This window comes from Polaribacter gochangensis (assembly GCF_046224025.1).
GTDB lineage: Bacteria > Bacteroidota > Bacteroidia > Flavobacteriales > Flavobacteriaceae > Polaribacter > Polaribacter gochangensis.
On record NZ_JBJXRF010000004.1, the window covers coordinates 20,257 to 46,524 of the forward strand.

A 26,268-nucleotide genomic window follows, 5' to 3' on the forward strand; every position below is an offset into this window, starting at 1 on the left:
TAAGAATGAACAGTTATTAATGAAGTCATTTTCTTTTACAGTTTTTCCAGAAATTAACACAGAACGTTTATCGTTACGTCAATTAAATACTGATGATGCTGATGTGATTTTTAAATTGCGTTCAAACAAAGAAATTAACAAATTTATCTCTAGAAAAACACCAAAAACTCTTGAAGAAGCAGCAGATTTTATTGCTGTTTGTCATCAAGAATTCAAAAAAGAAAATCGTATTTTTTGGGTAATGGAACTCAACGAAACCAAACAAGTAATCGGAACAATTGTGTATCACAATATTTCCTTAAAAAATGATTATGCAGAAATTGGGTACGAATTACACCCAATATTTCATCAAAAAGGGTTGATGAATGAAGCGATGGAAGCTGTAATTGAATTTGGAAAAACAACAATGCAATTAAAAACAATTGAAGCATTTACGCATCAAAATAATATCGCTTCTATAGCGTTGTTAGAGAAACACTGTTTTGTTTTTCAACCAGAAAGAAGAGACGAAGGTTTTGAAAATAATCGTATTTTTCGTCTCGAATTAAATCAATAATATGTCTCCAATCCTTAGAAAAGAATTCAATTTATTTTTTGCTTCGCCAATTGCTTATTTAGTAATCGGAGTTTTCTTGTTGGTAAACGGATTGTTTTTATGGGTTTTCAAAGACGACACCAATATTTTAAATGCTGGTTTTGCCGATTTAAACAGCTTCTTTTTATTAGCACCTTGGATTTTATTATTCTTAATTCCGGCAATAACCATGAAGAGTTTTGCTGACGAATTAAATGCTGGAACCATAGAAACGTTGCGCACAAAACCAATTACAGATTGGCAAATTGTGTTGGGTAAATTTACCGCATCGCTCCTATTAATCGTAGTTGCTTTAGCACCAACATTAACTTATGTGTATACAATAATTCAGTTAGGAAATCCCATTGGAAATATCGATTTAGGAAGCACCATTGGTTCGTACATTGGTTTGTTGTTTTTAGCAGCAACATACACTTCTATAGGATTGTTTACATCAACTTTTTCTAAAAATCAGATTGTTGCATTTATTTTAGGCGTTTTTATAACTTTCTTTTTATTCTACGGATTTGATGCCATTTCAGGAATCTTTCCATCCAATAGTTATACCATTCAGTTATTAGGAATCAATGAACATTTTAAAAGTATCAGTCGTGGAGTTATTGACACCAGAGATGTTTTGTACTTTATTTCTGTCAGTGTTTTCTTTTTATTACTAACTAAAAACCAGTTACGTAATGTCTAAGAATTTAAAATTTATTGCAAAATTAGTACTTGGTTTACTGTTGATTAATTTTTTAGGAAATCAATTTTACAAACGATTTGATTTAACACAAGACAAACGCTACACGTTAACAAACACAACAACTTCAATCATTAAATCTGTTGATAAGGTTTTAAATGTAAAAGTGTATTTAGAAGGTGATTTTCCTTCGGAGTTTAAGCGTTTGCAAATTGAAACAAAACAGTTTTTAGAAGAACTAAGAGCAGTAAATTCTAACATCAGAATTCAGTTTATCAACCCAGATACTTTTAGAGAAGAGTTAATAAAAAAAGGATTGATTCCGAGTAGATTAACTGTTGAGGAAGACGGAAAACTATCGGAAGCTATTATATTTCCTTGGGCAGAAATATCTTATCAAAATAAAGCTAATTTGGTGAATTTATTACCGAGCTCAAACGCTAATTCGCAAGACGAACAATTGCAAAATGCCATAGAAAGTTTAGAGTTTTCCTTTGCAAGCGCCATTAATAATATCAACCGAAAAAACAAACAAAAAATTGCAGTACTTTCTGGAAATGGTCAGCTAGAAGATGTTTATTTATATAGCTTTTTAAAAGATGTTGCCACCAAATATAGTTTGGCGAAATTTACCTTAGATTCTGTGTTGACAAATCCACAAAAAACATTAAAAGATTTATCGAGTTTTGATTTGGCAATTATTGCAAAACCAACCATTAAATTTTCTGATGAAGAAAAATTAACGCTCGATCAGTTTATAACAAATGGAGGAAAAACGTTGTGGATGATTGACAATGTACAAGCAGATCAAGACAGTTTATTGCAAACAGGAAAAATGCTTGCGTACCCGAGGGATTTGAATTTAACCGATTTATTATTTGCCTACGGAGTAAGAATTAACACAACAATTATTAAAGATTCTTATGCAGCAAAAATTCCGTTAGCAACCGGAAATGTTGGCAATCAAACGCAGTTTCAATATTTACCTTGGGTTTTTCATCCGTTGGTAAACGGAAATGCAGATCATCCAATTACAAAGAATATTCGCCCTGTACGTTTGCAATTTACTACTCAGATTGACACCTTAAAAAACAACATCAAAAAAACGCCTTTATTGGCAACATCTTTATTGTCTGGAAAATTAGGAACACCAAATTTTGTAGATTTAAAAACGATTGCTGATGAACAAAATCCAAACGAATATAAAAGCGGGAAACAATTAACTGCTGTGTTGTTGGAAGGCAAATTTAACTCTGCTTACAAAAACAGAATAAAACCTTTTAAAACATCGCTTTACAAAGAGCAAAGTACTGCAAACAAAATGGTTGTTATTGCAGATGGAGATATTGCAAAAAATCAAATTTTAAAAAATCAACCCTACGATTTATCAACCGATAAATGGACGCAAGAAACCTTTGGAAACAAAGAATTTTTATTAAACACAGTAGATTATTTACTGGATGATGATGGCTTAATCAACCTGAGAAATAAATCACTAAAAATTAATTTACTTGACAAACAAAAAGCTTTTCAAGAACGTTCTTATTGGCAATTTTTTAATGTTCTTTTACCTTTACTTTTATTAGCTATCTTTGGTTTTGTATTTAATTATTTAAGAAAAAGGAAATACACTTAAAAGTTAAATTGTAACAAACAAGTTAACTTTTCGTCGTTTTATTAATACCTAAATACTTCTTTTAATAATGAATCAGTCTAAAACATTTTTTCTCGGCATATTGTTTTTAGTTGCAATTTTTGCATCCTTTAAAATGTATAAAAGTGAGCAAATTCAGGCACAACATAAAAATGATTTAATTGAACTTTCTGGCGTTCAATATGGTTTATTAAATGTTGATACTTGGGAAAACTTATTGGCAGACATTATTGTTGTTAAACTTAAAGATTTTGAAAATGATGATGCTGATGACGAAGAAATGAAGAAAAACGTTTCTGGTTTATTAAAAACTTTGATTGATGATTATGAAAAGACGGTAGAAAAGAAAAATGCTGGTGGACTTTTTGCTTCCGTAAAAAAAACACTATATGCTTCTGCTTTTGACGGAATTAGAGATGATATTCCTGCGCTTACCGAAAAAGTAATGGCATTTTTAGATGTTAAAAATAATAAAGACGGAATTAAAGAATATATTGTTTTACTCTTAAAAAAGTACACAAATAATTCTTTTTCGAGAACAGATTACTCGAAAGTAAATACAATCATCAAAAAACACGAAGGTACAACTAGCGAAAACACAGCTGCTATTTTACAAGAAAAAATCACCACTAAAAACAAGGCATCAAAAATTTACAAGGTTGTTTTAATAATCGCTTTTTTCGGATTTGTTTTACTGCTTTTCTTCGCTAAAAATTTTTCGAAATTAGCATATTTAATAACTATCTTTTTTAGCTTTCTTTTACTGTTTTTGGGAGTTACATTACCAATGATTGAAATTGATGCTCGTATTTCTGAAATTAGTTTTTCGTTTTTAAATGAAACTATTATTTTTAAAAATCAAGTGTTGTTCTACAAAAGTAAAAGTATTTACGAAGTGGTAACATTAATGATGGCACAACGTAAATTTGATTTAATTGCAGTTGGAACATTAATCTTTTTGTTTAGTGTGTTGTTTCCAATCACAAAATTAATTTCTTCAATCTTATTTTTAAGTAGTCAAAAATTAAAAGAGCATAAAATCATTCGGTTTTTCATTTTTAAAACGGGTAAATGGTCAATGGCAGACGTTTTTGTAATTGCAATCATTATGGCGTATATTGGTTTTGAAGGAATTGTTACCGATCAACTAAATCAATTAGAATCGTTTACTGAATCTGCAGACATTTTAACAACAAACAATTCTAGCGTTCTCTTCGGATTCTTTTCTTTTACGGCTTTTGTATTGTTAAGCATTGCCATTTCTCACAAACTACATCAAAATAAAGCTACTCTAAAAAACATTTAATAGAGAAAGTCATACATTTTAACTATTTTTAGTTTTTAATTAATCTTTTTGATGATGAAAACAATGACTTGTAAACAATTAGGTGGCGCTTGTGATGTAGCTTTCTCTGCAACTACTTTTAAAGAAATTGCAGAATTAAGCAAACAACACGGAATGGAAATGTTTCAAAAACAAGACGTTGCACATCTGCAAGCCATGGGAAAAATGCAAGAGTTAATGCAATCTCCAGAAGCGATGCAACAATGGTTTTCTGAACGTCAAAAAGAATTTGAAGCGTTGTAAAATTTTAAAAACAAGCACATCATGAAAAAACTAACCAAAGAAGACATTTCTCCAGAAGTTTTTGATTTATATGACGATTATGCTCATAATAAAATCGACAGAAGAGGTTTTATAGAAAAATTAGGATTGTACGCAGTAGCAGGAATTACCGTTCCGTCTTTACTAAGTTTTATGTCGCCAAATTACAAAGACACAAGTACTGTAAATTCTGATGATGAACGCATAGATTCTGATTACATCAATTACAATTCTCCAAAAGGTGGCGGAACTATAAAAGGATTGTTATCAACTCCAAAAAATGTTTCTAAGAAATTACCCGGAGTTGTAGTTGTTCACGAAAATCGTGGATTAAATCCATATATTGAAGATGTTGGTCGTAGAACTGCTGTTGATGGTTTTATTTCGTTAGCTCCAGATGCTTTAAGTCCGCTTGGTGGTTATCCAGGAAATGATGATGATGGAAGAACTATGCAACGCAAACGCAATCAAAATGAAATGTTAGAAGATTTTATTGCAGCATTTGAATATTTAAAAAATCATAAAGATTGTAACGGAAAAATTGGAGTTGTTGGGTTTTGTTTTGGCGGATGGATTTCGAACATGATGGCTGTTAAAATTCCTGATTTAGCTGCTGCAGTACCATATTACGGAAGACAACCAAATGATGAAGATGCAGCAAAAGTAAAAGCACCTTTATTACTACAATATGCAGGTTTAGATAAAAGAGTAAATGCAGGTTGGGAAGCTTATGAGAAGGTGTTAAAAGCAAATAATATTGAACATCAAGCACATTTTTATCCAAATGTAAATCATGGTTTCCATAACAATACAACGCCAAGATTTGACAGACCAGCAGCATATTTATCATGGAAAAGAACGATTGATTTTTTTAAAGAAAAGCTGAGTTAAGTATTTATGAAAAGATTTCTTAAAATCGATTTCCTTTTTTTAGGATTTCTTTTAGTTACAACCATTTTATTAATTTGCTCTTGGAATCAAACAGAAAATGTTATTGAATTATTAATTGTAAGAGGAATTGTTTTTACATTGAGTTTGGGTTTTATTTTTTTAAATCCGATTGTAAAATTTTCTCTATTTAATCTTTTTAGAAATATCTATCCAGTAATATTTGCTGGATATTTTTATACAGAAACTGTACATTATAATAAATTGTTTTTTAATAATTTAGATTCCATTTTTATAGAAATTGATCAATGGCTTTTTGGTTTTCAGCCAAGTATCAAATTTTATGAATATTATTCTAGTTCATGGTTTTCAGAACTCATGTATTTTGGATATTTTTCATTTTATTGTATCATTATTGGCTTTATTTTTTCCATTTTATTTAAAAGGAAAACTTTTTTTTTAGAAAATGTGTTTAAAGTTACTTTTTCATTGTTATTTTTCTATTTTATTTTTGCTCTTTTCCCTTCTGCAGGCCCACAATTTTATTTCGATGTACCAGAAAGAACAGTTCCAACAAACGGTTATATTTTTCAAAAAATAATGCATGCAATTCAAGCTAGTGCAGAACAACCAACTGGAGCTTTTCCAAGTTCTCATGTAGGTGTAACAGTAGTTATTTTACTATTGGCTAGAAAAACAATGCCGTTGTTTTTTAAAATTTGTTTGCCAATAACTTTCCTTTTAATTCTATCAACTGTTTACATCAAAGCGCATTATGCAGTTGATGCAATATTCGGACTTTTAATTGCGCCATTCATCTTATATGTTGCAGATTTTGTGTATCATTATCAATTCAAAAAGAAAATTTTTTCAAAATAATTTTATGATTCATCTTAGAGAAGTAGAAAACTATAAAGATTTAAGAACTTTTATAAAACTACCTTATAAAATTCATAAAAATCATAAAGAATGGTTGCCACCGTTAGTAACAGATGAATTTAAAGTGTTTGATAAAAAGAAAAATCATTCTTTTGAACACTGCGACACCATTATGTATTTAGCATTTAAAAACGGGGAAGTTGTTGGGCGAATCATGGGGATTATCAATCATGTTTACAACAAAGGAAACAATGAAAAGAATGCTCGTTTTTGCTATTTAGAATGTTATGATGATGCTGAAGTTTTTGATAAACTAATTGAAGCAATTGAACTTTGGGGGAAAGAAAAAAATATGGAAAACATTGTTGGTCCATTAGGTTTTTCTGATAAAGATCCACAAGGTTTTTTATTAAAAGGTTTTGATGACCCTATGACTGTTATGGTTACAAATTGTAGTTTTGACTACATGATTCCACATACTGAAAGAAACGGGTTTAAAAAGAAACTAGATTTGTTTCAATATCGAGTTCAGCTTGAAGAAAAAACAGCAGACATTTATATCAGAATTGCAGAACGCGCAACAGCTAGAGGTTTTAAAATTGTAGCGTTTACAAAATCAAAAGAAATAAAACCATACGTTAAAACGGTCTTTAATTTAATCAACGAAACATACACAGATATTTACGGCTTTGCTCCTTTAGATGATAGAGAAGCAACAGAGTTTTCGAACAGGTTTTTACCATTATTAAATCCGAATTATATCAAATTGGTAAAAGATAAAAATGATGAAGTTGTTGCCTTTGTTGTAGCAATGCCAAACATAAGCGAGGGTTTTAAAAAAGCAAACGGAAGAATTTTACCTTTCGGTTTTTTGCATATTTTAAAAGCGTTAAAAACATCTACACAACTAGATATGTTGTTGGGTTGTGTAAAGCAAAATATTCAAAATTCTGGCTTAGATGCTTTAATGGCAGTTTCGCTATTTGATTCAGCCAGAAAAGGAAATTTAACTGTAATGGACAGCCATTTAATTATGGAAGATAATATAAAAATGCGCGCAGTGATGGAACGCATGAATCACGAAGTATATAAGAAATATCGAATTTTCGAAAAAGCTTTATGAATATAAAACCAACACTTGGCTTAAAAGAAAATTGGGTTCAGTTTACAATTTTGGTAATTGTAAATGCTTTTGTTGGCGGAATGGTTGGTTTAGAACGTACTATTTTTCCAAAATTTGCCGAACTCGAATTTGGCATCGCTTCTAAAACTGCAATGCTGTCTTTTATTATTGCATTCGGAATTACAAAAGCAATTACCAATTATTTTACAGGAAAATTAGCCAACAAATACGGTCGAAAAAACTTGTTGATTTTAGGTTGGTTTTTTGCAATTCCCATTCCTTTTATTTTGATGAATGCTACACATTGGAATTGGGTAATTTTCGCCAATATTTTATTAGGAATCAATCAAGGTTTAACTTGGAGTAGCACTGTTGTTATGAAGATTGATTTAGTTGGAGAAAAAGACAGAGGTTTGGCAATGGGAATTAACGAATTTGCTGGTTATTTTGCAGTCGGGGTTGTGGCTTTTTTAACCGGAATTGTGGCGCAGAAATACGGCATAACTCCATATCCATTTTATATCGGAATTGGAATTTCTATTGTTGGATTATTACTGTCGATTTTGTTTGTAAAAGACACACGAAAATTTGTAAATCAAGAACAAAAAATCGACACCACAAAAAAGTTAGAAAACGTCTTTTTAGAAACCACTTTTAAGAATAAAAATTTAAGCGCAATTACGCAAGCTGGTTTGGTAAATAACTTAAATGACGGAATGATTTGGGGTTTATTACCCATTTTATTAATCAGTTTGCAATTCGACACCAAAAGTATTGGAATTATTGCTGCGGTTTATCCTTCTGTTTGGGGAATTGGACAATTATTCACAGGGAAAATGTCTGATGTGTATTCTAAAAAGAACATGTTGTTTTGGGGAATGTTATTGCAAGGAATTGCAATTACTTCAATCGTGTACACAACCAACTTTTTAAGTTTGGTTTTTATTGCAGCTATTTTAGGATTAGGAACTGCGTTGGTGTATCCAACATTTTTATCAGCAATTGCAGCAACTACTACTCCAACACAACGAGCAGAAAGTATTGGCGTATTTCGTTTATGGCGAGATTTAGGATACGCAATTGGCGCTATTGTATCAGGAATTATTGCTGATGTTTGGGGAATTGAATACGCCATTATTTCCATCGGAATGATTACAATTCTATCTTCTTTTGTCATTAAGTTTAGAATGACGGAATAAAAAAACAACCTTTCTGCTGTTTGTATTAATCATCATCTTCTAATGTAAATATATTTTCTACCGGTTCATTAAACAGTTTTGCAATTTTCAACGCCAACACTGTAGACGGAACGTATTTTCCTTTTTCTATTGCATTGATTGATTGTCTTGTGACTCCAATTTTATCAGCTAAATCAGCCTGCGTTAATTCGTGAATTGCTCTTTGTACTTTTAATCTATTCTTCATGATGCAAATATTTTGATTTTAACACACTAAAACGGATGACAAAAAACAACAATGGTGTAAACATATTAAAAAATAATATATGTAAGAAACTCGTATCATACACAAATAAAATTGCAATAAATAAAATGCTATAATTTACAAACAATGCCCAAACTAACGAGTCTTTTCTCAATTTATAAATAAATTCATCTTCAATTTTCTCTTTGGTAAAACCAATTAGAAAACCACCGACAATGATGAATATTGAAACCAATTCATCAAAAAAACCATTTTCAATAATCTTAAAAAATGAAGGGTCCTTAAAAATTGGGTCATCATAGATTGATAGCACTTTTATTTTTAAAATTTCTGTCGGTTCAAAATCTGTAGCAATAATAAAAAGTCCACCTAAAATACCTAAGATGAATAAAATCCAACCTAACTTTTTGTATTTGTTTGGTAATAAATAATTTGTCTTCATATTTTCTGATTTTAATATTATGAGACAAATGTAATAAAAATATTACAAAAAGTATAGTTTACTTTACTTTATGTAATATAAAAGTTACTTTAAGTCATAAAAAAAGACAGAAACTGAGTTACTGCCTAATCTTTTAAGGTTATAAAATATTTTCAATTTACCAACTCAACTTTTCTTTTGATAGTAGTTTGTAAAAGAATTGCAATTCCCATTACCAATGCGCAACCCAACAAGTTTAGCCATAAATATGGCAACCAATCTAATAAGAATACAGCAATAATTATTACCTGTGTAATTAAGGCAGCAATAAATACGGCATTTCCTTTCACAAATTTGATAAAGAAGGCTAACAAGAAAATTCCAAGCACATTTCCATAGAAAATAGAACCGATAATATTTACCAACTGAATTAAATTATCAAACAAATTGGCAACACAGGCAACTAAAATGGCGAGAATTCCCCAACCTAGCGTAAACCATTTCGACATTTTCACATAATGTTCTTCTGATTTGTCTTCTTTTACATTTCGTTTGTATAAATCGATGGCTGTTGTACTTGCCAACGCATTTAATTCTGATGCTGTTGATGACATTGCTGCGGACAAAATAACTGCTAATAATAGGCCAATTAATCCTCGAGGTAAATTATTTAAGATAAAGTGAATAAACACGTAATCTTTATCATTCGTTTCAACAGAGTCATCCGCTTTACTAATAACTACTTTTGCTTGTTCTTTTAATTCTACACTTTTAATTTCTAAAGCTTTAATTGCGGCTTTATCACTTGCCTGAACACCATTTAAAACAAGTGCTTTTTTATCGGCTTCGATTTGTTTATATTGGTCTTCCAATCCTTTATATTCAGCAGCAAATTCAGAATTCATCACTGCTTCACTAGCAGTTGGGTTAAAGTTTAAGGGAGCAGCATTGAATTGATAAAAAACAAAAACCATCACTCCAACTAACAGAATAAAAAATTGCATTGGAACTTTTAACAATCCGTTAAATAACAAACCTAACTGACTTTCACGTACAGATTTTCCTGATAAATATCGTTGAACTTGACTTTGATCTGTTCCGAAATAAGAAAGCATTAAAAAAGTTCCGCCTAAAAAACCTGTCCAAACAGTATATCTATTTGATAAATCAAACGAAAAATCGAGCACTTCCATTTTTCCGCTTGCACCAGCAATATCCAGCGCTTTTGTAAATGAAATATCTTCAGGAAGCTTGTCAACAATCATAAAAAAAGCAACCAACATTCCGAAAAAGATAATCACCATTTGTTGTTTCTGAGTAACATTTACTGCTTTTGTTCCGCCAGAAACTGTGTAAATAATTACCAAAACTCCGATGATAATATTTAACGAAACCAAATCCCAACCCAACACAGCAGATAAAATAATTGCAGGGGCAAAAATGGTAATTCCGGCTGCCAAGCCACGTTGAATTAAAAATAAAATAGCGGCTAAGGTTCTTGTTTTTAAATCGAAGCGTCCTTCTAAATATTCGTAGGCTGTATAGACTTTTAATCGATGATAAATCGGAATAAAAACCAAACAAATAATTACCATAGCAATTGGCAATCCGAAGTAAAATTGCACAAATCCCATTCCACTATGAAATGCTTGTCCTGGGGTTGATAAAAAAGTAATCGCACTTGCTTGTGTTGCCATAACCGACAAACCAATTGTCCACCATTTTGTATCATTTCCACCCTTGATATAATCTTGTACACTCGTATTTTTCCTTGTTTTATAAGCACCAAAAATCACAATAAATGATAAGGTAGCAGACAGTACAATCCAATCTAATAATTCCATAATTTATGTGCTTAATTTGAAAAATATGTGGTGATAAAATAAAATAGAATGATATATATAAAATTGGCAATCAACACAACGCTGTATATTTTTTTCCAAGGACGTTTTTCGGTTTCCATAATTTCTATTCTTTATGTTATATTAAAATTGCCATATCGTGTGAATTTGATGTCCGAAAGGAAAATCAAATTAGTATCGAGACATCTTTTTGTTTAAAATGTTCTCGATACAATTTTTTCGATTTCGACTACGCTCAATCTAAAAAAAATCACTCGAACGGACATTCTAATTATTCTTTAATTTTTTCTTCTTTTTTTATATTCTCTTTTCCAATAGACAACATATTTGCAAAGATTTTATACGCTCCAGAAACGCCAGCTGGCAATTCTCTAAAGAAACTTAATCCTGTGTAGATATAATGTCCTTTTCCGTGTTTTGCGACCAATAAACTTCCGTTTCTTGCTGGTTCTCCTTTATCATTCATAGATAAAATCGGTGTAAACTCTTTTCCCCAAGAATTCGGAAAATACAAACCGCGTTCTTGCACCCAACCATCAAAATCTGACGCTTCTATTTTATTTGGAAAATTTAATAGCGAATGCTTTTTCGCCAACATTCTAACTTCAGCAGTTTCATCGGTAACTCGATCTCTAGAAATTTTTAAGTGATAAGGTGCTCCAACATCAATTCCGCTTCTTCCACTAGTATTGTATTGCACAATCATGTTTCCTCCTTTTTCTACATAATCTAACAAGAATTTTTGTTTAAATTTTAAAGCATCAACTGTGTTATAGGCTCTAATTCCAAGAACAACAGCATCAAACTTATGTAAATTTTCATCATTAATTTCTGTTGGGTCAATTGTAATTACGTTATAACCTATTTGACGTAAACTTTCTGGAATTGCATCTCCAGCGCCAGCAATATAACCGATATAGCTTCCGTTTTTCTGAATATTTAATCGAACAATTTTTGCTTCAGAATTCAATAATACAGATTGCTTCGGAATGTGATTGTAATTAATTTCTATCAATTCTTTGGTAAACGTTTCACCATCAATAGTTGCAATACTTTTTAAAATTCCTTCCGATTGATTTGCCGGTGGAGTTACCATAAAATCTACCGTTACATTATCGCCTTTTTGAGCGATAGAAAACGGAATTTGTTTCGGAGAAATTGTCCAATTTGCTGGTGTTTCTAAACTGACAAAACCACGTACATTTTTTGTTCCTGCTCTTACTGAAACCTCAACTTTTTGTGGTGTATCATCAGAAAAAATAATGACTTTATTATTCAGTTTTGTAGTTACTTTTGGTAATACTTCAAATGGTTCGTAAATTTCGCCAACATCACTTCTAGAATATCTGTACACTACATCTTTTGTAAATGAAATAGTATGTTCCCAAATATTTAAATTGAATTCAACTTGCAATGGGCTATCTGATTCTGGTTTTCCAATTTGCAATTGATTGTCAACAGCATACATTCCTAAAGTTCCTTTATTTTGCAACCAATACGGGTCTGAATACGGTTTGTTTTTTAATTGAATTTTATCTGTAATATTTACACGAACATTATTTTTTAATTGCTTTTCTGCCGATTTAACTGTTGTAACTCCGTTTTCTATAAAGCTATAACTATCAAAAAATGTTGTGATATCGCTTCTGTTTAATACTTCAATTTTTAAGGTAACTTCTCCGTTTGGCGTTGTGCTCGAATTGGTTGCAGAAACTTCTAAATACAATCCAGCAGCAGCTTCAATAATTTCTTTAATCTGTTTGTTTTTGATTTTTCTCCAATGCGAATCTTCCAACATTTGAATTTTATCATACGCTTTTAATAATGCTGGTAAATGTTTCGACGGATTCGAGAAATCGAAATTCTTTTCTACATCATATAAAATTGCACCAATTTCTCCGCCGCCTTTGATCCGATTCCAAGTGGTATTGATACCCGAAAAAATATCAGAAACATCTTTTGGTTTATCGCCTTTTAAAAACTCAACATATTCTAATTGACTTCCACGTGTTGTTAATCTCCCAAAACCTTGACATAAATGTTGGCTGCTTGCCAATGCCGCAACTTCGTTATTAGACAACCCTTTTAACGGATAATAAGTACCCACATCAAATCCTGTTAATTTTCCTTCGGTTGCTTTTTTAAATTCTGCATCGCTATTAAAGAAAAAGCGTCCTGTATTATAAAACAAGCGTTTGGGTTGCCAGGTTTCGGTGTATTTTAATTGACTTGAGTATTTAGTTGCATCGTTTGCTAAATCAAAAGCTTCGACACTTAAAAGTGCAGAAGTTGTGTGATGACCGTGTGTTGTTCCTGGAGTTCTATGATTAAATCTGTTGATAATTACATCTGGCTTAAAAGTTCTAATTGCCCAAACTACATCGCTCAATACTTTGTCTTTTTCCCAAAACTCTAACGTTTCTTTTGGATGTTTAGAATATCCAAAGTCATTGGCTCTTGTAAATAATTGTTCGCCGCCATCAATTTTTCTTGCTGCTAATAATTCTTGTGTTCTTATTAAACCCAACAATTCTCTAATTTCTGGACCGATTAAATTCTGACCGCCATCGCCACGAGTTAAAGACAAATATGCTGTTCTTGCTTTTTCATGATTTGCCAAATACGAAATTAATCGAGTGTTTTCATCATCTGGATGTGCAGCAATATATAAGGCCGAACCTAAAAAGTTTAATTTTTGGATTTTTTCGTAAATCTGATTAGAAGATAATTTTTGTGGTTTTTGAGCTTGAAGTGATAGAAACAAAAACAAAAAAGGGAATAGAATTAAAATTCTTTTCTTCATAGTATAATGTATAAAAAATGTCTGGTCGAGTACAGTCGAGACCTAAAAAAACCTCTCGACTCTGTTCAAGGAGACACTAAATTAGTTGTTCAGCTAAAAAATAATCAAAACAAATATAGTATTTATATGTTTTAGTAAGAGTTCATAAAAAAAGCATTAACATAATTATAACGTTTCTTTTATGGATGTTTTTTGTTTGAATTTATCATCTTATATCTAAAGAAAAAGGAACACTTCGTTACAAGAGACAAGAAACAAGACTTGATTGTAACTAAACGAGAAACATTCATCAGAAAATTATAAAAACAAAGTTCTAAAATCTAACCATCAAGCGGTCTCTTTTCTTTTGTCTTAACTGTTTGTATTGATCTTAAAAACTGTTGATAAAAATATTTTTAAAATCACTTATTTAGAATATATTTGTAGTTCATATCTTTTTTGAAAAACTGAGTGTGAAGTGTTTGACTTTTTAGTCTTTACCTAAAAAAACAAAATCAATGAAATTTATAGTATCAAGCTCGCAATTATTAAAGCAACTTCAAGTACTTGGAGGCGTAATTAATAGCAATAATACATTACCCATTTTAGATAATTTCTTATTTGAATTATCAAAAAACGAATTAAAAATTTCTGCATCAGATTTAGAAACAACCATGAGTGCTGTTGTAGAAGTAGAATCTGACTCTAAAGGTTCTATTGCAGTTTCTGCGCGTTTGTTATTAGACACGTTAAAAACATTTCCAGACCAGCCTTTAACGTTTAAAACTGAAGGAGAAAGCGCCATTGAAATTAGCTCTGATCAAGGAAAGTACGACATGGCATTTTTTAGCGGAGAAGAATTTCCGAAGGCTGTTTCATTATCTGCTCCAAGTACCACTGTAATTCCGTCTGCTATTTTAGCAAACGCAATTTCTAAAACAATTTTTGCTGCTGGAAACGATGATTTACGTCCGGTAATGAGTGGAGTGTTCTTTCAGTTTAGTCCAGAAAGTTTAACATTTGTTGCAACTGATGCTCACAAATTAGTAAAATACACGCGTACTGATGTTACTGCAAATGAAAGTGCAGAATTCATTATGCCAAAAAAACCGTTGAACTTATTAAAAGGAATTTTAAATGGTTCTGAAAGCGATGTTTCTATAGAATACAACAGCTCTAACGCAAAGTTTACCTTTGACAATTTTGTGTTGGTTTGTCGTTTAATCGACGGAAAATATCCAAATTACGAGGCGGTTATCCCGAAGGAAAACCCAAATAAATTAACAGTTGATAGAGCATCATTTTTAAACTCTGTAAAGCGTGTGTCTATTTTCTCTAGCAAAACAACACATCAAATTAGATTGAAAATGGCAGGAACAGAATTAAACATTTCTGCAGAAGATTTAGATTACGCAAATAAAGCTATTGAGCGTTTGTCTTGTGATTATCAAGGAGACGACATGCAAATAGGATTTAACTCACGTTTTTTAAGCGAAATGTTAAACAACTTAAATGCAAACGATGTGTTGATAGAAATGTCTTTACCAAACAGAGCCGGAATCTTAACACCAATTGACGGAACAGACGAAGGAGAACAAGTAACCATGTTGGTGATGCCAGTGATGTTGAATAGTTAATTTTAGATTGTTAGAATCTTAGATTTATAGACTTTTAGACACAAGAATCAAGACTGTCATTGCGATCCCGATTACTCGGGAGTGGCAATCTCACTAATACTATTTAAAACCACAACTTTTAGTTGTGGTTTTTTTTGATAACCTCTTCGTTTAATTAACTATACTGTCATTCCGACTGAAACGGTGGAATCTTATCAAGTAGATTTTTCGACTTCATTTCATTTCGCTCAAAATGACAATTATTTTTGCTTACATTTACTTCAATGAATTTCCTAGCACACTTATATTTATCAGAAAATAACACCAATATTTTAATTGGTAATTTTATTGCAGATCATATTCCGGGAAATAACTTTACACATTTGCATCCAGAGATTCAAAAAGGAATTTTATTCCACCGAGAAATAGACACGTTTACCGATGCACATAAAATTGTGCGCAAAAGCAAACGCAGATTACACCCAAGATACAGGCATTATAAAGGCGTAATTATTGATATTTTTTACGATCATTATTTGGCAAAAAACTGGCAGTTGTATGCTGATATTCCGTTAAAAACATTTGCACAAAACGTTTATACATTACTACAAGATAATTATGAAATTCTTCCAAAAAAAACAAAACATTTATTACCTTTTATGGTAGAACATAATTGGTTGTACAATTATCAATTTACAGAAGGAATTAAAGTTGTGCTAAACGGAATGGACAATAGAACCAAACAAAAATCTCTAATGCGTTTTGCCATTGAAGATTTAGAAAACTTACACCAAGAATTTGAAGAAGATTTTACACTTTTCTTTGAAGATTTGCGATTATTTTCTAAGCAAAAATTAAAAGAAATCTCAACAATCACGTAATTCGTAATCCATAATTCGTCATTATTTAAAGATTTACGTATCTTTTCCAACCAAAAACTAAAAGAACTCAATCAAAATTAACAAATACATCATGAAAAAATTACTTTCAATCCTATTCATAGCAATTCTATTTGCAAATTGTACAGATAAAAACGAAGCTAAAATTACAGGTTTAATTGCCGAAAAAGCAATGGTTGTTTCTGCACGTGTAGAAGCTTCTCAAATCGGATCTGACATTCTAAAAAAAGGAGGAAATGCCTATGACGCAATGGTTGCAACGCAATTGGCTTTAGCTGTTGTGTATCCGGTTGCTGGAAATATTGGCGGTGGCGGATTTATGGTTTACAGAGCAAATGATGGAAAAACTGGAGCGTTAGATTTTAGAGAGAAAGCACCTTTAACGGCGAGCCGAGATATGTATTTGGATAAAGAAGGAAATGTAATTCCGGGCAAAAGTAGTTTCGGAGTACATTCTGTTGGAGTTCCTGGAACTATTGCAGGAATTTTTGAAGTATATAACAAACTTGGAAGTTTACCTTTTGAAGAATTGATTCAGCCGTCAATCGACATGGCAAGAAACGGTTTTAAAGTTACAAAAAAACAAGCAAGTGCTTTAAACGGAACACGTAAACGTTTTGAAAAAGCAAACAATTATAAAATTTTGTTTGATAGAGAATGGAAAGAAGGAGATTTATTACAACAAGAAGAATTAGCACAAACTCTAGAAAGAATTAGAGACAACGGTCAAGATGGATTTTATAAAGGAAAAACCGCAGAATTATTTGTGAATTATGTGAAAGAATTAGGCGGAATTATTTCTTTAGAAGACTTGGCAAAATACACTGCTGTTTGGCGTAAACCAATTGAGTTTACTTATAAAGGTCATAAAATTATTTCGATGACATTGCCTGCAAGTGGCGGAATTTGTATAGCACAAATTTTAAAATCGATTGAACCTTATGATTTAACAAACATCAAACACAACTCAACAAAATATGTACAATTATTAACAGAAGCAGAACGTAGATCGTACGCAGATAGAGCACATTATTTAGGTGATATTGATTTTGTAAATGTACCAACAGATAGTTTAATTGCAGATTCGTATATTAAAAGAAGAATGAGTACTTTTTCTTGGGACAAAGCAACAAAATCATCAGATGTTTCTAATGGAAAAATCTTAGGGCACGAAAGCGATCAAACAACACATTACTCTATCATCGATCAGTTTGGAAATTCAGTTTCTGTTACTACAACTTTAAATACAGGTTACGGTTCTAAAGTATTGGTTAAAGGTGCTGGATTTTTCTTAAATAACGAAATGGATGATTTTAGTGCAAAACCTGGCGTGCCAAATGTTTTTGGTTTATTAGGCTCTACTGCAAATGAAATTGCTCCAGAAAAAAGAATGTTGAGTTCTATGACTCCGACTATTGTTGAAAAAGATGGGAAGCTAAGAATGGTTGTTGGAACTCCTGGAGGTTCTACAATTATTACTTCTGTGGTACAAAACATTGTTAATGTTATCGATTATAATATGGGAATGCAAGAATCTGTAAACAAAGCACGTTTTCACCACCAATGGATGCCAGACAATGTTAGAATGGAACCAAACGGATTTGATAGTATTACCAAAGCAAATTTAAAGAAATTAGGATACGAAATCATTGAAAGAAACTCCTTAATTATTGGTAGAGTTGATGCAATTTTAGTATTGCCAAACGGAAAATTAGAAGGTGGCGCAGATCCTCGTGGAGATGATGCTGCAGTTGGATTTTAATCAATTAACAATGATCAATTTACAACTTTGAACCTTTGAACCTTTGAACCTTTGAACCTTAAATAATGACACAACCATTTCACTTAGCAATTCCCGTACAAAATTTAGAAAAATGTAGAGCATTTTATAGAGATGTTTTACAATGTACAGAAGGAAGAAGTTCTGAATCTTGGGTAGATTTTAATTTCTTCGGACATCAACTAGTAATTCATCAAAAAGATGGAGTTTTTAAAGAAGAATCAAATACAAATCCTGTAGATGGACACGATGTTCCTGTTCCGCATTTTGGCGTGGTATTAACTTGGGATGATTGGCAAGATTTATCAAAAAGATTAAAAGCAGCAAATACTCAATTTGTAATAGAACCAACAATTCGTTTTCAAGGAAAAGTAGGAGAACAAGCAACTATGTTTTTTAATGATCCAGAAAATAATGCTTTAGAGTTTAAAGCTTTTAAAGACATGAGTCAGTTGTTTGCAAAATAAATGCAACTCACAGAAACTCATATTGCTTTAGAATTAGAAACCCCGATTCGGTTACAAGAATATGCCGTTGGTATTTTTAATACAATTCCCACAAAATCTGGAATTAAAAAAGCCATCAAAAAAGAACTGGTTTTTGTAAACGGAAAGTTGGCTTCTACCGCACTTTATATTCATGGCGGAGAAATTATTGAATTATTTTCAACTGAAAAATCAACTGATTTTAAACGATTAGAACTTCCGTTAGAAGTGTTGTTTGAAGATGATTATTTAGCCATTATTTACAAACCATCAGGAATTGTAGTCAGCGGAAATAAATTTGTAACTATTGCAAATGCTTTGACCCAAAACCTGCAAAAAAGCAATCAAATTGATGCTGTAAAACCGCAACCCATTCACCGGTTAGATTATCCGACTTCTGGAGTTTTGTTAATCGGAAAAACAAGTTCATCAATACACACATTAAGTAAGTTGTTTGAAAACAAGGAGATTCAAAAAACATATTACGCCATTTGTATTGGTGAAATGAAATCATATGGAAACATTAACAACCCGATTGAAAACAAAGAATCTGAAACTGTTTTTGAAGTAATAGAAACCGTTCCTTCAAAACGATTTGGGTTTTTAAATTTGGTAAAACTAACTCCAAAAACAGGAAGAAAACATCAATTAAGAATTCATTTATCAGCATTTGGAAATCAAATTTTAGGCGATAAAGAATACGGAAACCCTGATTTTATTTTAAAAGGAAATGGTTTGTATTTACACGCTTCTACATTAGAATTTACACATCCTTTTACACAAAAAGAAATATCAATTTCAAAAGAATTACCTAAAAAATTTAAGAAGATTTTTACAAATCAAAATTAACAATCAAAAAAAATACAATGATAAAATCAGAAATTAAAAAAGCAGAATACAATGAATATTACGAAAGTTATATTGGTTTACTAGATGGTAACACTGAATTATTAGATGGTTATTATAAAGGTAAAAAGATGATGGAAGATTTTATCAAATCCATTCCTAATGATAAAATGACATATCGTTATCAACCCGAAAAATGGAGCATTATTGAGGTTATTCAGCACCTAATAGACACAGAACGTATTTTTATGTATCGTTGTTTTAGAATTGCTAGAAACGACAGTACCGAATTGGCTGGATTTGATCAAGATGTGTATATCACTCCTTCAGAAGCAAATTCAAAAACAAAAGCACAAATTCTTGAAGAATTCTCATCAAACAGAAATTATTCTATTTCATTATTAAAAAGCTTGTCAGAAAAAAACTTAGCATTTGTTGGTAGTGCAAATGGCGGGAATGTTTCTGCAAGAGCTGCTGCATTTATAGTTTTGGGTCATGATGTTCATCATACAAACATTATTAAAGAACGTTACTTATAAAAATGAAAGAGTATTCTAAATCAAAATTAAACCGTGTAAAACGAGGTCAGATTAGAGCAACCTATGATGTTGAGAAAATCAACACCATTTTAGACGCTGGTTTTTTATGTTACGTTGGTTATATTTATGACGGAAAGCCCATTACAATTCCGATGGCATACACAAGAAGAAATGATAAAATTTATATTCACGGTTCAACCGCAAACAGAATGTTATTATCCATTTTAGAAAGTGAAAAAACCTCAATAACTGTAATGCATTTAGACGGATTAGTTTTAGCGCGTTCTGGATTACATCATTCTGTAAATTACAGATCTGCAACACTTTTTGGAAGTTTAAAAAAGATTGAAAATGATGCAGAAAAAACAGAAATTCTTGGTTGGATTGTAAATCAAATGGTGCCAAATCGTTGGGATTCTTTAAGAACAATGTATCAAAAAGAATTAGATAGAACTTTGGTGGTAGAATTTACAATTGAAACTGCATCCGCAAAAATTAGAGATGTTGGAGTTGCTGACGAACCCGAAGATTATGAGTTGCCAATTTGGGCAGGAATTGTGCCAATAAAACAAGTGGCAGGGTCTCCAATTTCTGACGATAAATTAATTGATGGAGTTGAAATTCCAAAACACATACTAGAATTCTATAATGCAAATAAATAATAGTAAATTAGCTTTCTAAGAAATTTACTGTTCAATGAAAAAAGTTTTAAAAGCAATAGGAATAATTTTGGCGCTGCTAATTATAGTTGGTGCCCTTTTTTATGTAGTAAATAATGAAAGTTTACCTACCGGAATTAAAGGTGAAAAAGCCGAAGCTTTAGCTTCTAAAATGATGAAAGCTTTAAACTACGAAGCGTATAAAAAAACAGAAGTTTTAAAATGGAGTTTTAGAGGAAAACATTTTTACAAATGGCATAAACCTGAAAACATTGTTGAAGTTTCTTGGGATAATAATAAAGTGGTTTTACACACAAAGCAACCAGAAAAATCTGAAGTATTTGTTTCAGATAGCAAAACCGAAAATCAACAATTAATTCAACAAGCAACTGATTTTTTTAATAATGAAAGTTTTTGGTTGGTAGCTCCGTTTAAAATTTTTGATGCCGGCGTAGAAAGAAACATTGTAAAACACAACGACAAAGATGCGTTGCTTATTACGTACACTACTGGCGGATCAACGCCTGGAGATTCGTATTTATGGATTTTAAATGAAGAGGGTTTTCCAACAAGTTTTAAAATGTGGACAAGTAGTATTCCGATTGGAGGAATTGAAGCTTCTTGGAACGATTGGAAAAAAACCGAAGCTGGATTTCAATTGCCAACAAAACACAAATTGAGTTTATTTGGAATGGAATTAGACATGGGAGATGTAAAAGCATCCAATCCAAAAGCAGACGCATTAGCACATAAAATTCTAAATACAATTAAACATGAAGCGTACAAAAAAACACGCTATATAGAATGGAGTTTTGGCGGAAGAAGATCTTACAAATGGGACAAAAAAGAACATATTGTAGATGTAAATTGGGATAAAAACAAAGTGATTTTACATCCAAATAATTTAGAAAAAAGCACCTTATTTGTTGACGGAAAAGAAAGTTCGGAAGACAAAGAAAAATTAGTTAAAAGAGCAGAATCAATGTTTAATAATGATAGTTTTTGGCTAGTTGCTCCACATAAACTTTTTGAAGACGGAATAATTAGAAACCTTGTAAAAATTGATGGAAAAGCAGCTTTAAAAGTAAAATATACAACTGGTGGATCTACACCCGGAGATTCTTATATCTGGATTTTAAATGATGCTTTTTTACCAATACAATATTTAATGACAGTTCCTAGCATGAAAATGGATCAAGTACCTGCAACTTGGGATGATTGGTTTACAACAACATCTGGAACATTATTACCAAAAAGTCACACCTTCACTGGAGGAAGAAAATTAAGCATGGGTGAAGTTAAAGCTTATAATTAAAAGTTATATTTATACCATGAATTCGAAAAATATCTCAAACGGAATTTTAAGAGCAATTGCAATTATTATAGGAATTGCACTTCTACTCTACTTTTTATATTTAATCCAGTCTGTAATTATTTATGTAATTATCGCTGCGGTAATTTCCTTAATTTCCAGACCAATCATTCGGTTTTTAAAACGTAGATTAAAGTTTCCAAATACAATTGCAGTAATTGCAACCATGGTAATTTTAGTGAGTTTACTTGTCGGAATTATCAGAATGTTTATTCCGCTAGTGATAGAACAAGGCGAAAGTTTGTCGTTATTACACACAGAAAAACTGCAACAAAATTTACAAGATGTAATAAATCAAGTAGATCGATATTTTGCAACCAAAAACATCAATCTATTATCAGAATTAAAAAATGTTGATTTTTTATCCGGATTTCAAGCAATTCCTAATTTATTAAATTCTGTTGCAAGCGCTTTAGGAACTTTAAGTGTTGGGCTATTTTCAGTGCTGTTTATTTCATTTTTCTTTATGAAAGACAGTCAGTTGTTAATGAACGCTATTCTTACAATTTTACCTAAAAGAAGTGAAAATAAGTTTTCAAAATCTACAGAAATCATCAACAATTTATTATCAAGATATTTCATTGGTTTGGTGTTACAAATATCAATTCTGTTTATTTTCTATACAATTACCTTATTAATTTTTGGCATTAACAATGCAATTGTCATTGCTTTTTTATGTGCATTGTTAAATTTAATTCCGTACATCGGTCCAATGATAGGCGCAATAATAATGTTCTTATTATCGATGTCTAGTAATTTAGGGCAAGATTTTCAAACAGAAATATTACCAACTACTTTGTATGTAATGATTGGTTATTTTATCGCCCAAATTGTAGATAATTTCTTTAGTCAACCAATTATCTTTTCTAAAACAACAAAATCACATCCCTTAGAAATTTTCTTGATTATTATTATTGGAGGGTTGTTATTTGGTATTGTTGGAATGATAACTGCTGTACCAATGTATACTGCGTTAAAAGTAATCTTAAAAGAATTTTTAGCAGACAATAAAATTGTTAAATCACTAACAAAAGATATTTAAAATACTCTTTTTTTGAATCCAGCTATTCTACATCCAGATGTACAACAATTTATTTCTGATCATTTAAATACAGATATTTCAAAACTGTTATTTAAAGGAAGTCCGTTTAAATCTGTTTCTGTTCAAGAATTAGCAACTCAAATCGTTTCTAAGAAAAAATGTGAGAAAAAACTACCAACTTGGTTCAAAACAAAAAACATCTATTATCCTGCAAAAGTTCATATAGAACAAACATCCTCAGAAGTTACTGCAAAGTACAAATCATCAATAATAACAGGAGATTCTGTCATTGATATCACAGGTGGATTTGGTGTAGACACGTACTATTTCGCTAAAAAAACCAAAAACGTAACTCACTGTGAATTAGATACTAACTTATCAACAATTGTTAACAACAATTATCAACAATTTAATATTGAGGGGATTGAGTTAATTTCTGGAAACGGAATTGTTTATTTAAAAAATTCTTTAGAAAAATATGATTGGATTTATATCGATCCTTCAAGGCGAGATTCTGTTCATAAAAAAGTATTTTTACTTAAGGACTGTTTGCCAAATGTTCCTGAGAATCTAGACTTATTATTTTCTAAATCTAATAACATACTCATTAAGAATTCACCGATTCTAGACATTTCAAAAACCATAGAAGAATTGCGTTTTGTCAAAGAAATTCATATTGTAGCTGTACAGAATGAAGTTAAAGAATTACTGTTTGTATTAGAAAAACACTACAAAGAAAGCATTCAAATAAAAACAATTAATTATACTAAAAATTTAACTCAAAAGTTTGATTATCAATATCTTAAAAACAACACGTCAGAATATTCTGAACCAAAAAAATATGTATACGAACCAAATTCTGCCATTTTAAAATCGGGAGGGTTTCATGAAATAAGTGCACAGTTTAATGTAGAAAAATTACATCCACATTCTCATTTATATACTTCTGATAATTTAATTGAATTTCCTGGAAGAACTTTTTTGGTAGAGAATAGTTGTCCGTACAGTAAAAAAGAAATTAAAAAATATTTAAAAGAAAATAAAGCAAATATAACTACCAGAAATTTTCCTGAAACTGTTGCTCAAATCAGAAAAAAAACAAAGATTAAAGAGGGTGGTTCTTCGTATTTATTTTTTACAACCTTAAAAAATGAAAAACTAAAAGTGCTCGTTTGTTCACAAGTTTTTTAACAGTTTTTTATCAAAAAACAATTGCTTCTCACTCAAAATAAGCAACTTGCAAATATTCAGCAAGTTTATTCGTTATATTTGCTATAGATTATGTTCATCATAATTTCAATAAACGGTATGTTTTATTTTTAGGGGTATAAAACATGCTGAAAGCCTTGAATTTTTTCAAGGCTTTTTTTGTTTTTAAAAAATCCTTAATAAAACAACACATAAAAGTAGTTTAGTATTCTTCTTAGTTGTAATATTTTATTAAATTTAGGCTTTTATAAAACAAAGCATGGCAAATAAAAATATTAGAACGTTATCATCTAGAAAAGAATTAGAAGAAAATCTATTTGAAAACATCGCAAAAGCATCACAAAAAGAAAACTCTAAAGAAGAACTTCAAGAGCTTGCAAAATCCTTTATGGTTGATGATTCTGTAGTTTTAGGAACAAGTACTTTTTACGATTTCACAAGAGAAACCAATAAAAATAAAAAAGTACATGTTTGTTCTGGAACGGCTTGTATGGTGGCTAATTCTCAAAACGATCTAAATAAAAATTTAGAAAAGCATTTTAGTTCAGATCAAATTGGTCACGCAGCTTGTGTTGGTAGATGTCATACTAACAATGCATTTATGTATGATGACAAAACCTATAATGCTTCCTCTGCTGAAGAAGTAGAAAACATCATTAAGAATAAAAAGTATCAAATAAATGACTATAAAGTAGCAGCTAATACAACGCCTATTTTAACTTCAAAAATAGATAATGTTGCTGCCTTTTATCAATTAGCAGAAAAACATAAAGAGAATTCTCAAAATGTCATTCAGCAATTAAAAACATCAAACTTAAGAGGTCGTGGTGGTGCAGGTTTTCCGTTTTGGTTCAAGTTAGATGCCGTTATAAAAGAAAACAATAAACAAAAGTACATTGTCTGTAATGCTGATGAAGGTGATCCAGGAGCGTTTTCTGATATGTATTTAATGGAACATCAACCGCACAAAGTGTTGTTCGGAATGTACATGGCTGGTTTAACAGTTGGTGCAAACACTGGTGTTTTATATATCCGTGGAGAATATCCAGATTCTATCAGAATTGTTGATGAAGCAATACAAGAAATCAAAGACAAAAATTTAATCGGAGATTTTAGATTTAAAATTATTCGCGGACAAGGTTCTTATGTTTGTGGAGAAGAAACCGCATTATTAAGTTCTATTGAAGGATTACGACCAGAAGTTCGTGTTCGTCCACCATATCCAGCACAATATGGTTTATATGGAAAACCGACAGTATTAAGTAATGTAGAAACATTTGCCAACATTCATTGGATTTTAGAAAATGGCGGAGAAGCTTATGCTGCCTTAGGAAAAGGACAATCTACAGGAACAAAATTAGTTTCGTTAGATAGTTTTTTTAAAACACCAGGAATGTATGAAATAGAAATGGGAACGCCTTTACAAACTATTTTTGATGATTTTGGTGGCGGATTTAAATCCGAAGTAAAAGGATTACAAATTGGTGGTCCGCTTGGCGGGATAGTACCCCTGCATAAAATGAAGGAATTAACCTTAGATTTTGAATCGTTAAACACCAACGGTTTTTTATTAGGGCATGCAAGTTTTGTATCGATTCCGGTTGATTTTCCAATGATTAAGTTTTTAGAACATTTAATGGAGTTTACTGCGGATGAATCTTGCGGTAAATGTTATCCGTGTAGAATTGGTTCACACAGAGGAATGGAAATGTTACAAAAAGCACAAACTTCTGACTATAAAATAGACAAGGTTTTGTTTGATGATTTATTAGAAACCTTAGAAATTGGTTCTTTATGTGCTTTGGGTGGTGGAATTCCGTTGCCTGTAAAAAACGCATTGCAGTATTTTCAGGATGAATTAAAAGGATATTTTACAAACAACTAGGAAT

At 31.2% G+C, this 26,268-nt stretch carries 24 protein-coding genes; 20 read left to right on the forward strand and 4 right to left on the reverse strand.

The window, feature by feature from the left end; translation table 11 throughout:
• Window positions 1–19: 19 nt before the first annotated feature.
• The 9 genes from ACEWL1_RS10475 (at window position 20) to ACEWL1_RS10515 (ending at window position 8,623) form a co-directional block, all read left to right on the forward strand.
• Window positions 20–556: a GNAT family N-acetyltransferase gene (locus tag ACEWL1_RS10475; RefSeq protein WP_409233256.1), complete on the forward strand. Its 537-nt coding sequence runs from the start codon at window positions 20–22 to the stop codon at window positions 554–556.
• 1 nt (window position 557) lies between these two features.
• A complete protein-coding gene (gldF, locus tag ACEWL1_RS10480) occupies window positions 558–1,277 on the forward strand; it encodes a gliding motility-associated ABC transporter permease subunit GldF (protein WP_409233257.1) in 720 nt (239 codons plus the stop codon).
• Window positions 1,270–2,910 carry a gliding motility-associated ABC transporter substrate-binding protein GldG gene (gene gldG, locus ACEWL1_RS10485; RefSeq protein WP_409233258.1) on the forward strand — a complete coding sequence of 547 codons (1,641 nt, stop codon included), beginning with the start codon at window positions 1,270–1,272 and terminating at the stop codon, window positions 2,908–2,910. Before gldF ends, gldG begins: the two co-directional genes overlap by 8 nt.
• Window positions 2,911–3,043: 133 nt before the next feature.
• Window positions 3,044–4,234, forward strand: coding sequence for a paraquat-inducible protein A (locus ACEWL1_RS10490; RefSeq protein ID WP_409233259.1), 1,191 nt, complete (start codon window positions 3,044–3,046; stop codon window positions 4,232–4,234).
• Between the two features lie 63 nt (window positions 4,235–4,297).
• On the forward strand, window positions 4,298–4,516 hold the full coding sequence (locus ACEWL1_RS10495) for a DUF1059 domain-containing protein (protein WP_409233260.1): 219 nt from the start codon (window positions 4,298–4,300) through the stop codon (window positions 4,514–4,516).
• A 21-nt stretch (window positions 4,517–4,537) separates the two neighbouring features.
• Window positions 4,538–5,425, forward strand: a complete 888-nt coding sequence (locus ACEWL1_RS10500) for a dienelactone hydrolase family protein (RefSeq protein WP_409233261.1) — start codon at window positions 4,538–4,540, stop codon at window positions 5,423–5,425.
• 6 nt (window positions 5,426–5,431) lie between these two features.
• A complete protein-coding gene (locus tag ACEWL1_RS10505) occupies window positions 5,432–6,301 on the forward strand; it encodes a phosphatase PAP2 family protein (protein ID WP_409233262.1) in 870 nt (289 codons plus the stop codon).
• A 4-nt stretch (window positions 6,302–6,305) separates the two neighbouring features.
• The gene (locus ACEWL1_RS10510) at window positions 6,306–7,424 is read left to right on the forward strand and encodes a hypothetical protein (RefSeq protein ID WP_409233263.1); all 1,119 of its coding nucleotides are present in this window, start codon (window positions 6,306–6,308) and stop codon (window positions 7,422–7,424) included.
• Window positions 7,421–8,623 (forward strand): MFS transporter, encoded by a 1,203-nt coding sequence (locus ACEWL1_RS10515; RefSeq protein WP_409233264.1) that lies wholly within the window; start codon window positions 7,421–7,423, stop codon window positions 8,621–8,623. Before ACEWL1_RS10510 ends, ACEWL1_RS10515 begins: the two co-directional genes overlap by 4 nt.
• A gap of 25 nt (window positions 8,624–8,648) precedes the next feature.
• Here ACEWL1_RS10515 and ACEWL1_RS10520 read toward each other — a convergent pair whose 3' ends face one another.
• The 4 genes from ACEWL1_RS10520 to ACEWL1_RS10535 form a co-directional block, all read right to left on the reverse strand.
• Complete coding sequence (locus ACEWL1_RS10520) at window positions 8,649–8,849, reverse strand: helix-turn-helix transcriptional regulator (protein WP_409233265.1); 201 nt, start codon at window positions 8,847–8,849, stop codon at window positions 8,649–8,651.
• On the reverse strand, window positions 8,839–9,309 hold the full coding sequence (locus ACEWL1_RS10525) for a hypothetical protein (RefSeq protein WP_409233266.1): 471 nt from the start codon (window positions 9,307–9,309) through the stop codon (window positions 8,839–8,841). The genes ACEWL1_RS10520 and ACEWL1_RS10525 overlap by 11 nt, the downstream gene beginning before the upstream one ends.
• A 152-nt stretch (window positions 9,310–9,461) precedes the next feature.
• Window positions 9,462–11,132 (reverse strand): sodium:solute symporter, encoded by a 1,671-nt coding sequence (locus ACEWL1_RS10530; protein WP_409233267.1) that lies wholly within the window; start codon window positions 11,130–11,132, stop codon window positions 9,462–9,464.
• Between the two features lie 289 nt (window positions 11,133–11,421).
• Entirely contained in the window at window positions 11,422–13,953 is a 2,532-nt protein-coding gene (locus ACEWL1_RS10535) for a PIG-L family deacetylase (RefSeq protein ID WP_409233268.1), read from the reverse strand.
• Between the two features lie 497 nt (window positions 13,954–14,450).
• Here ACEWL1_RS10535 and dnaN point away from each other — a divergent pair, with 497 nt between their 5' ends.
• From dnaN to ACEWL1_RS10590, 11 genes are all read left to right on the forward strand, one after another.
• The gene (gene dnaN / locus ACEWL1_RS10540) at window positions 14,451–15,569 is read left to right on the forward strand and encodes a DNA polymerase III subunit beta (RefSeq protein ID WP_409233269.1); all 1,119 of its coding nucleotides are present in this window, start codon (window positions 14,451–14,453) and stop codon (window positions 15,567–15,569) included.
• 263 nt (window positions 15,570–15,832) lie between these two features.
• Window positions 15,833–16,429, forward strand: coding sequence for an acyl carrier protein phosphodiesterase (locus ACEWL1_RS10545; RefSeq protein WP_409233270.1), 597 nt, complete (start codon window positions 15,833–15,835; stop codon window positions 16,427–16,429).
• A gap of 91 nt (window positions 16,430–16,520) precedes the next feature.
• Window positions 16,521–18,209 (forward strand): gamma-glutamyltransferase, encoded by a 1,689-nt coding sequence (gene ggt, locus ACEWL1_RS10550; protein ID WP_409233271.1) that lies wholly within the window; start codon window positions 16,521–16,523, stop codon window positions 18,207–18,209.
• Window positions 18,210–18,274: 65 nt separating this feature from the next.
• Window positions 18,275–18,694, forward strand: coding sequence for a VOC family protein (locus tag ACEWL1_RS10555; RefSeq protein ID WP_409233272.1), 420 nt, complete (start codon window positions 18,275–18,277; stop codon window positions 18,692–18,694).
• Window positions 18,695–19,561 (forward strand): RluA family pseudouridine synthase, encoded by an 867-nt coding sequence (locus ACEWL1_RS10560; RefSeq protein WP_409233273.1) that lies wholly within the window; start codon window positions 18,695–18,697, stop codon window positions 19,559–19,561.
• A gap of 17 nt (window positions 19,562–19,578) precedes the next feature.
• A complete protein-coding gene (locus ACEWL1_RS10565) occupies window positions 19,579–20,097 on the forward strand; it encodes a DinB family protein (RefSeq protein ID WP_409233274.1) in 519 nt (172 codons plus the stop codon).
• Window positions 20,098–20,099: 2 nt separating this feature from the next.
• Entirely contained in the window at window positions 20,100–20,759 is a 660-nt protein-coding gene (locus ACEWL1_RS10570) for a pyridoxamine 5'-phosphate oxidase family protein (protein WP_409233275.1), read from the forward strand.
• Between the two features lie 34 nt (window positions 20,760–20,793).
• Window positions 20,794–22,071, forward strand: a complete 1,278-nt coding sequence (locus ACEWL1_RS10575) for a hypothetical protein (RefSeq protein WP_409233276.1) — start codon at window positions 20,794–20,796, stop codon at window positions 22,069–22,071.
• A 16-nt stretch (window positions 22,072–22,087) separates the two neighbouring features.
• Window positions 22,088–23,170, forward strand: coding sequence for an AI-2E family transporter (locus ACEWL1_RS10580; protein ID WP_409233277.1), 1,083 nt, complete (start codon window positions 22,088–22,090; stop codon window positions 23,168–23,170).
• 12 nt (window positions 23,171–23,182) lie between these two features.
• Window positions 23,183–24,361 (forward strand): THUMP-like domain-containing protein, encoded by a 1,179-nt coding sequence (locus ACEWL1_RS10585; protein WP_409233278.1) that lies wholly within the window; start codon window positions 23,183–23,185, stop codon window positions 24,359–24,361.
• Between the two features lie 277 nt (window positions 24,362–24,638).
• Window positions 24,639–26,264, forward strand: a complete 1,626-nt coding sequence (locus ACEWL1_RS10590) for an NADH-ubiquinone oxidoreductase-F iron-sulfur binding region domain-containing protein (RefSeq protein WP_409233279.1) — start codon at window positions 24,639–24,641, stop codon at window positions 26,262–26,264.
• Window positions 26,265–26,268 lie beyond the last annotated feature (4 nt).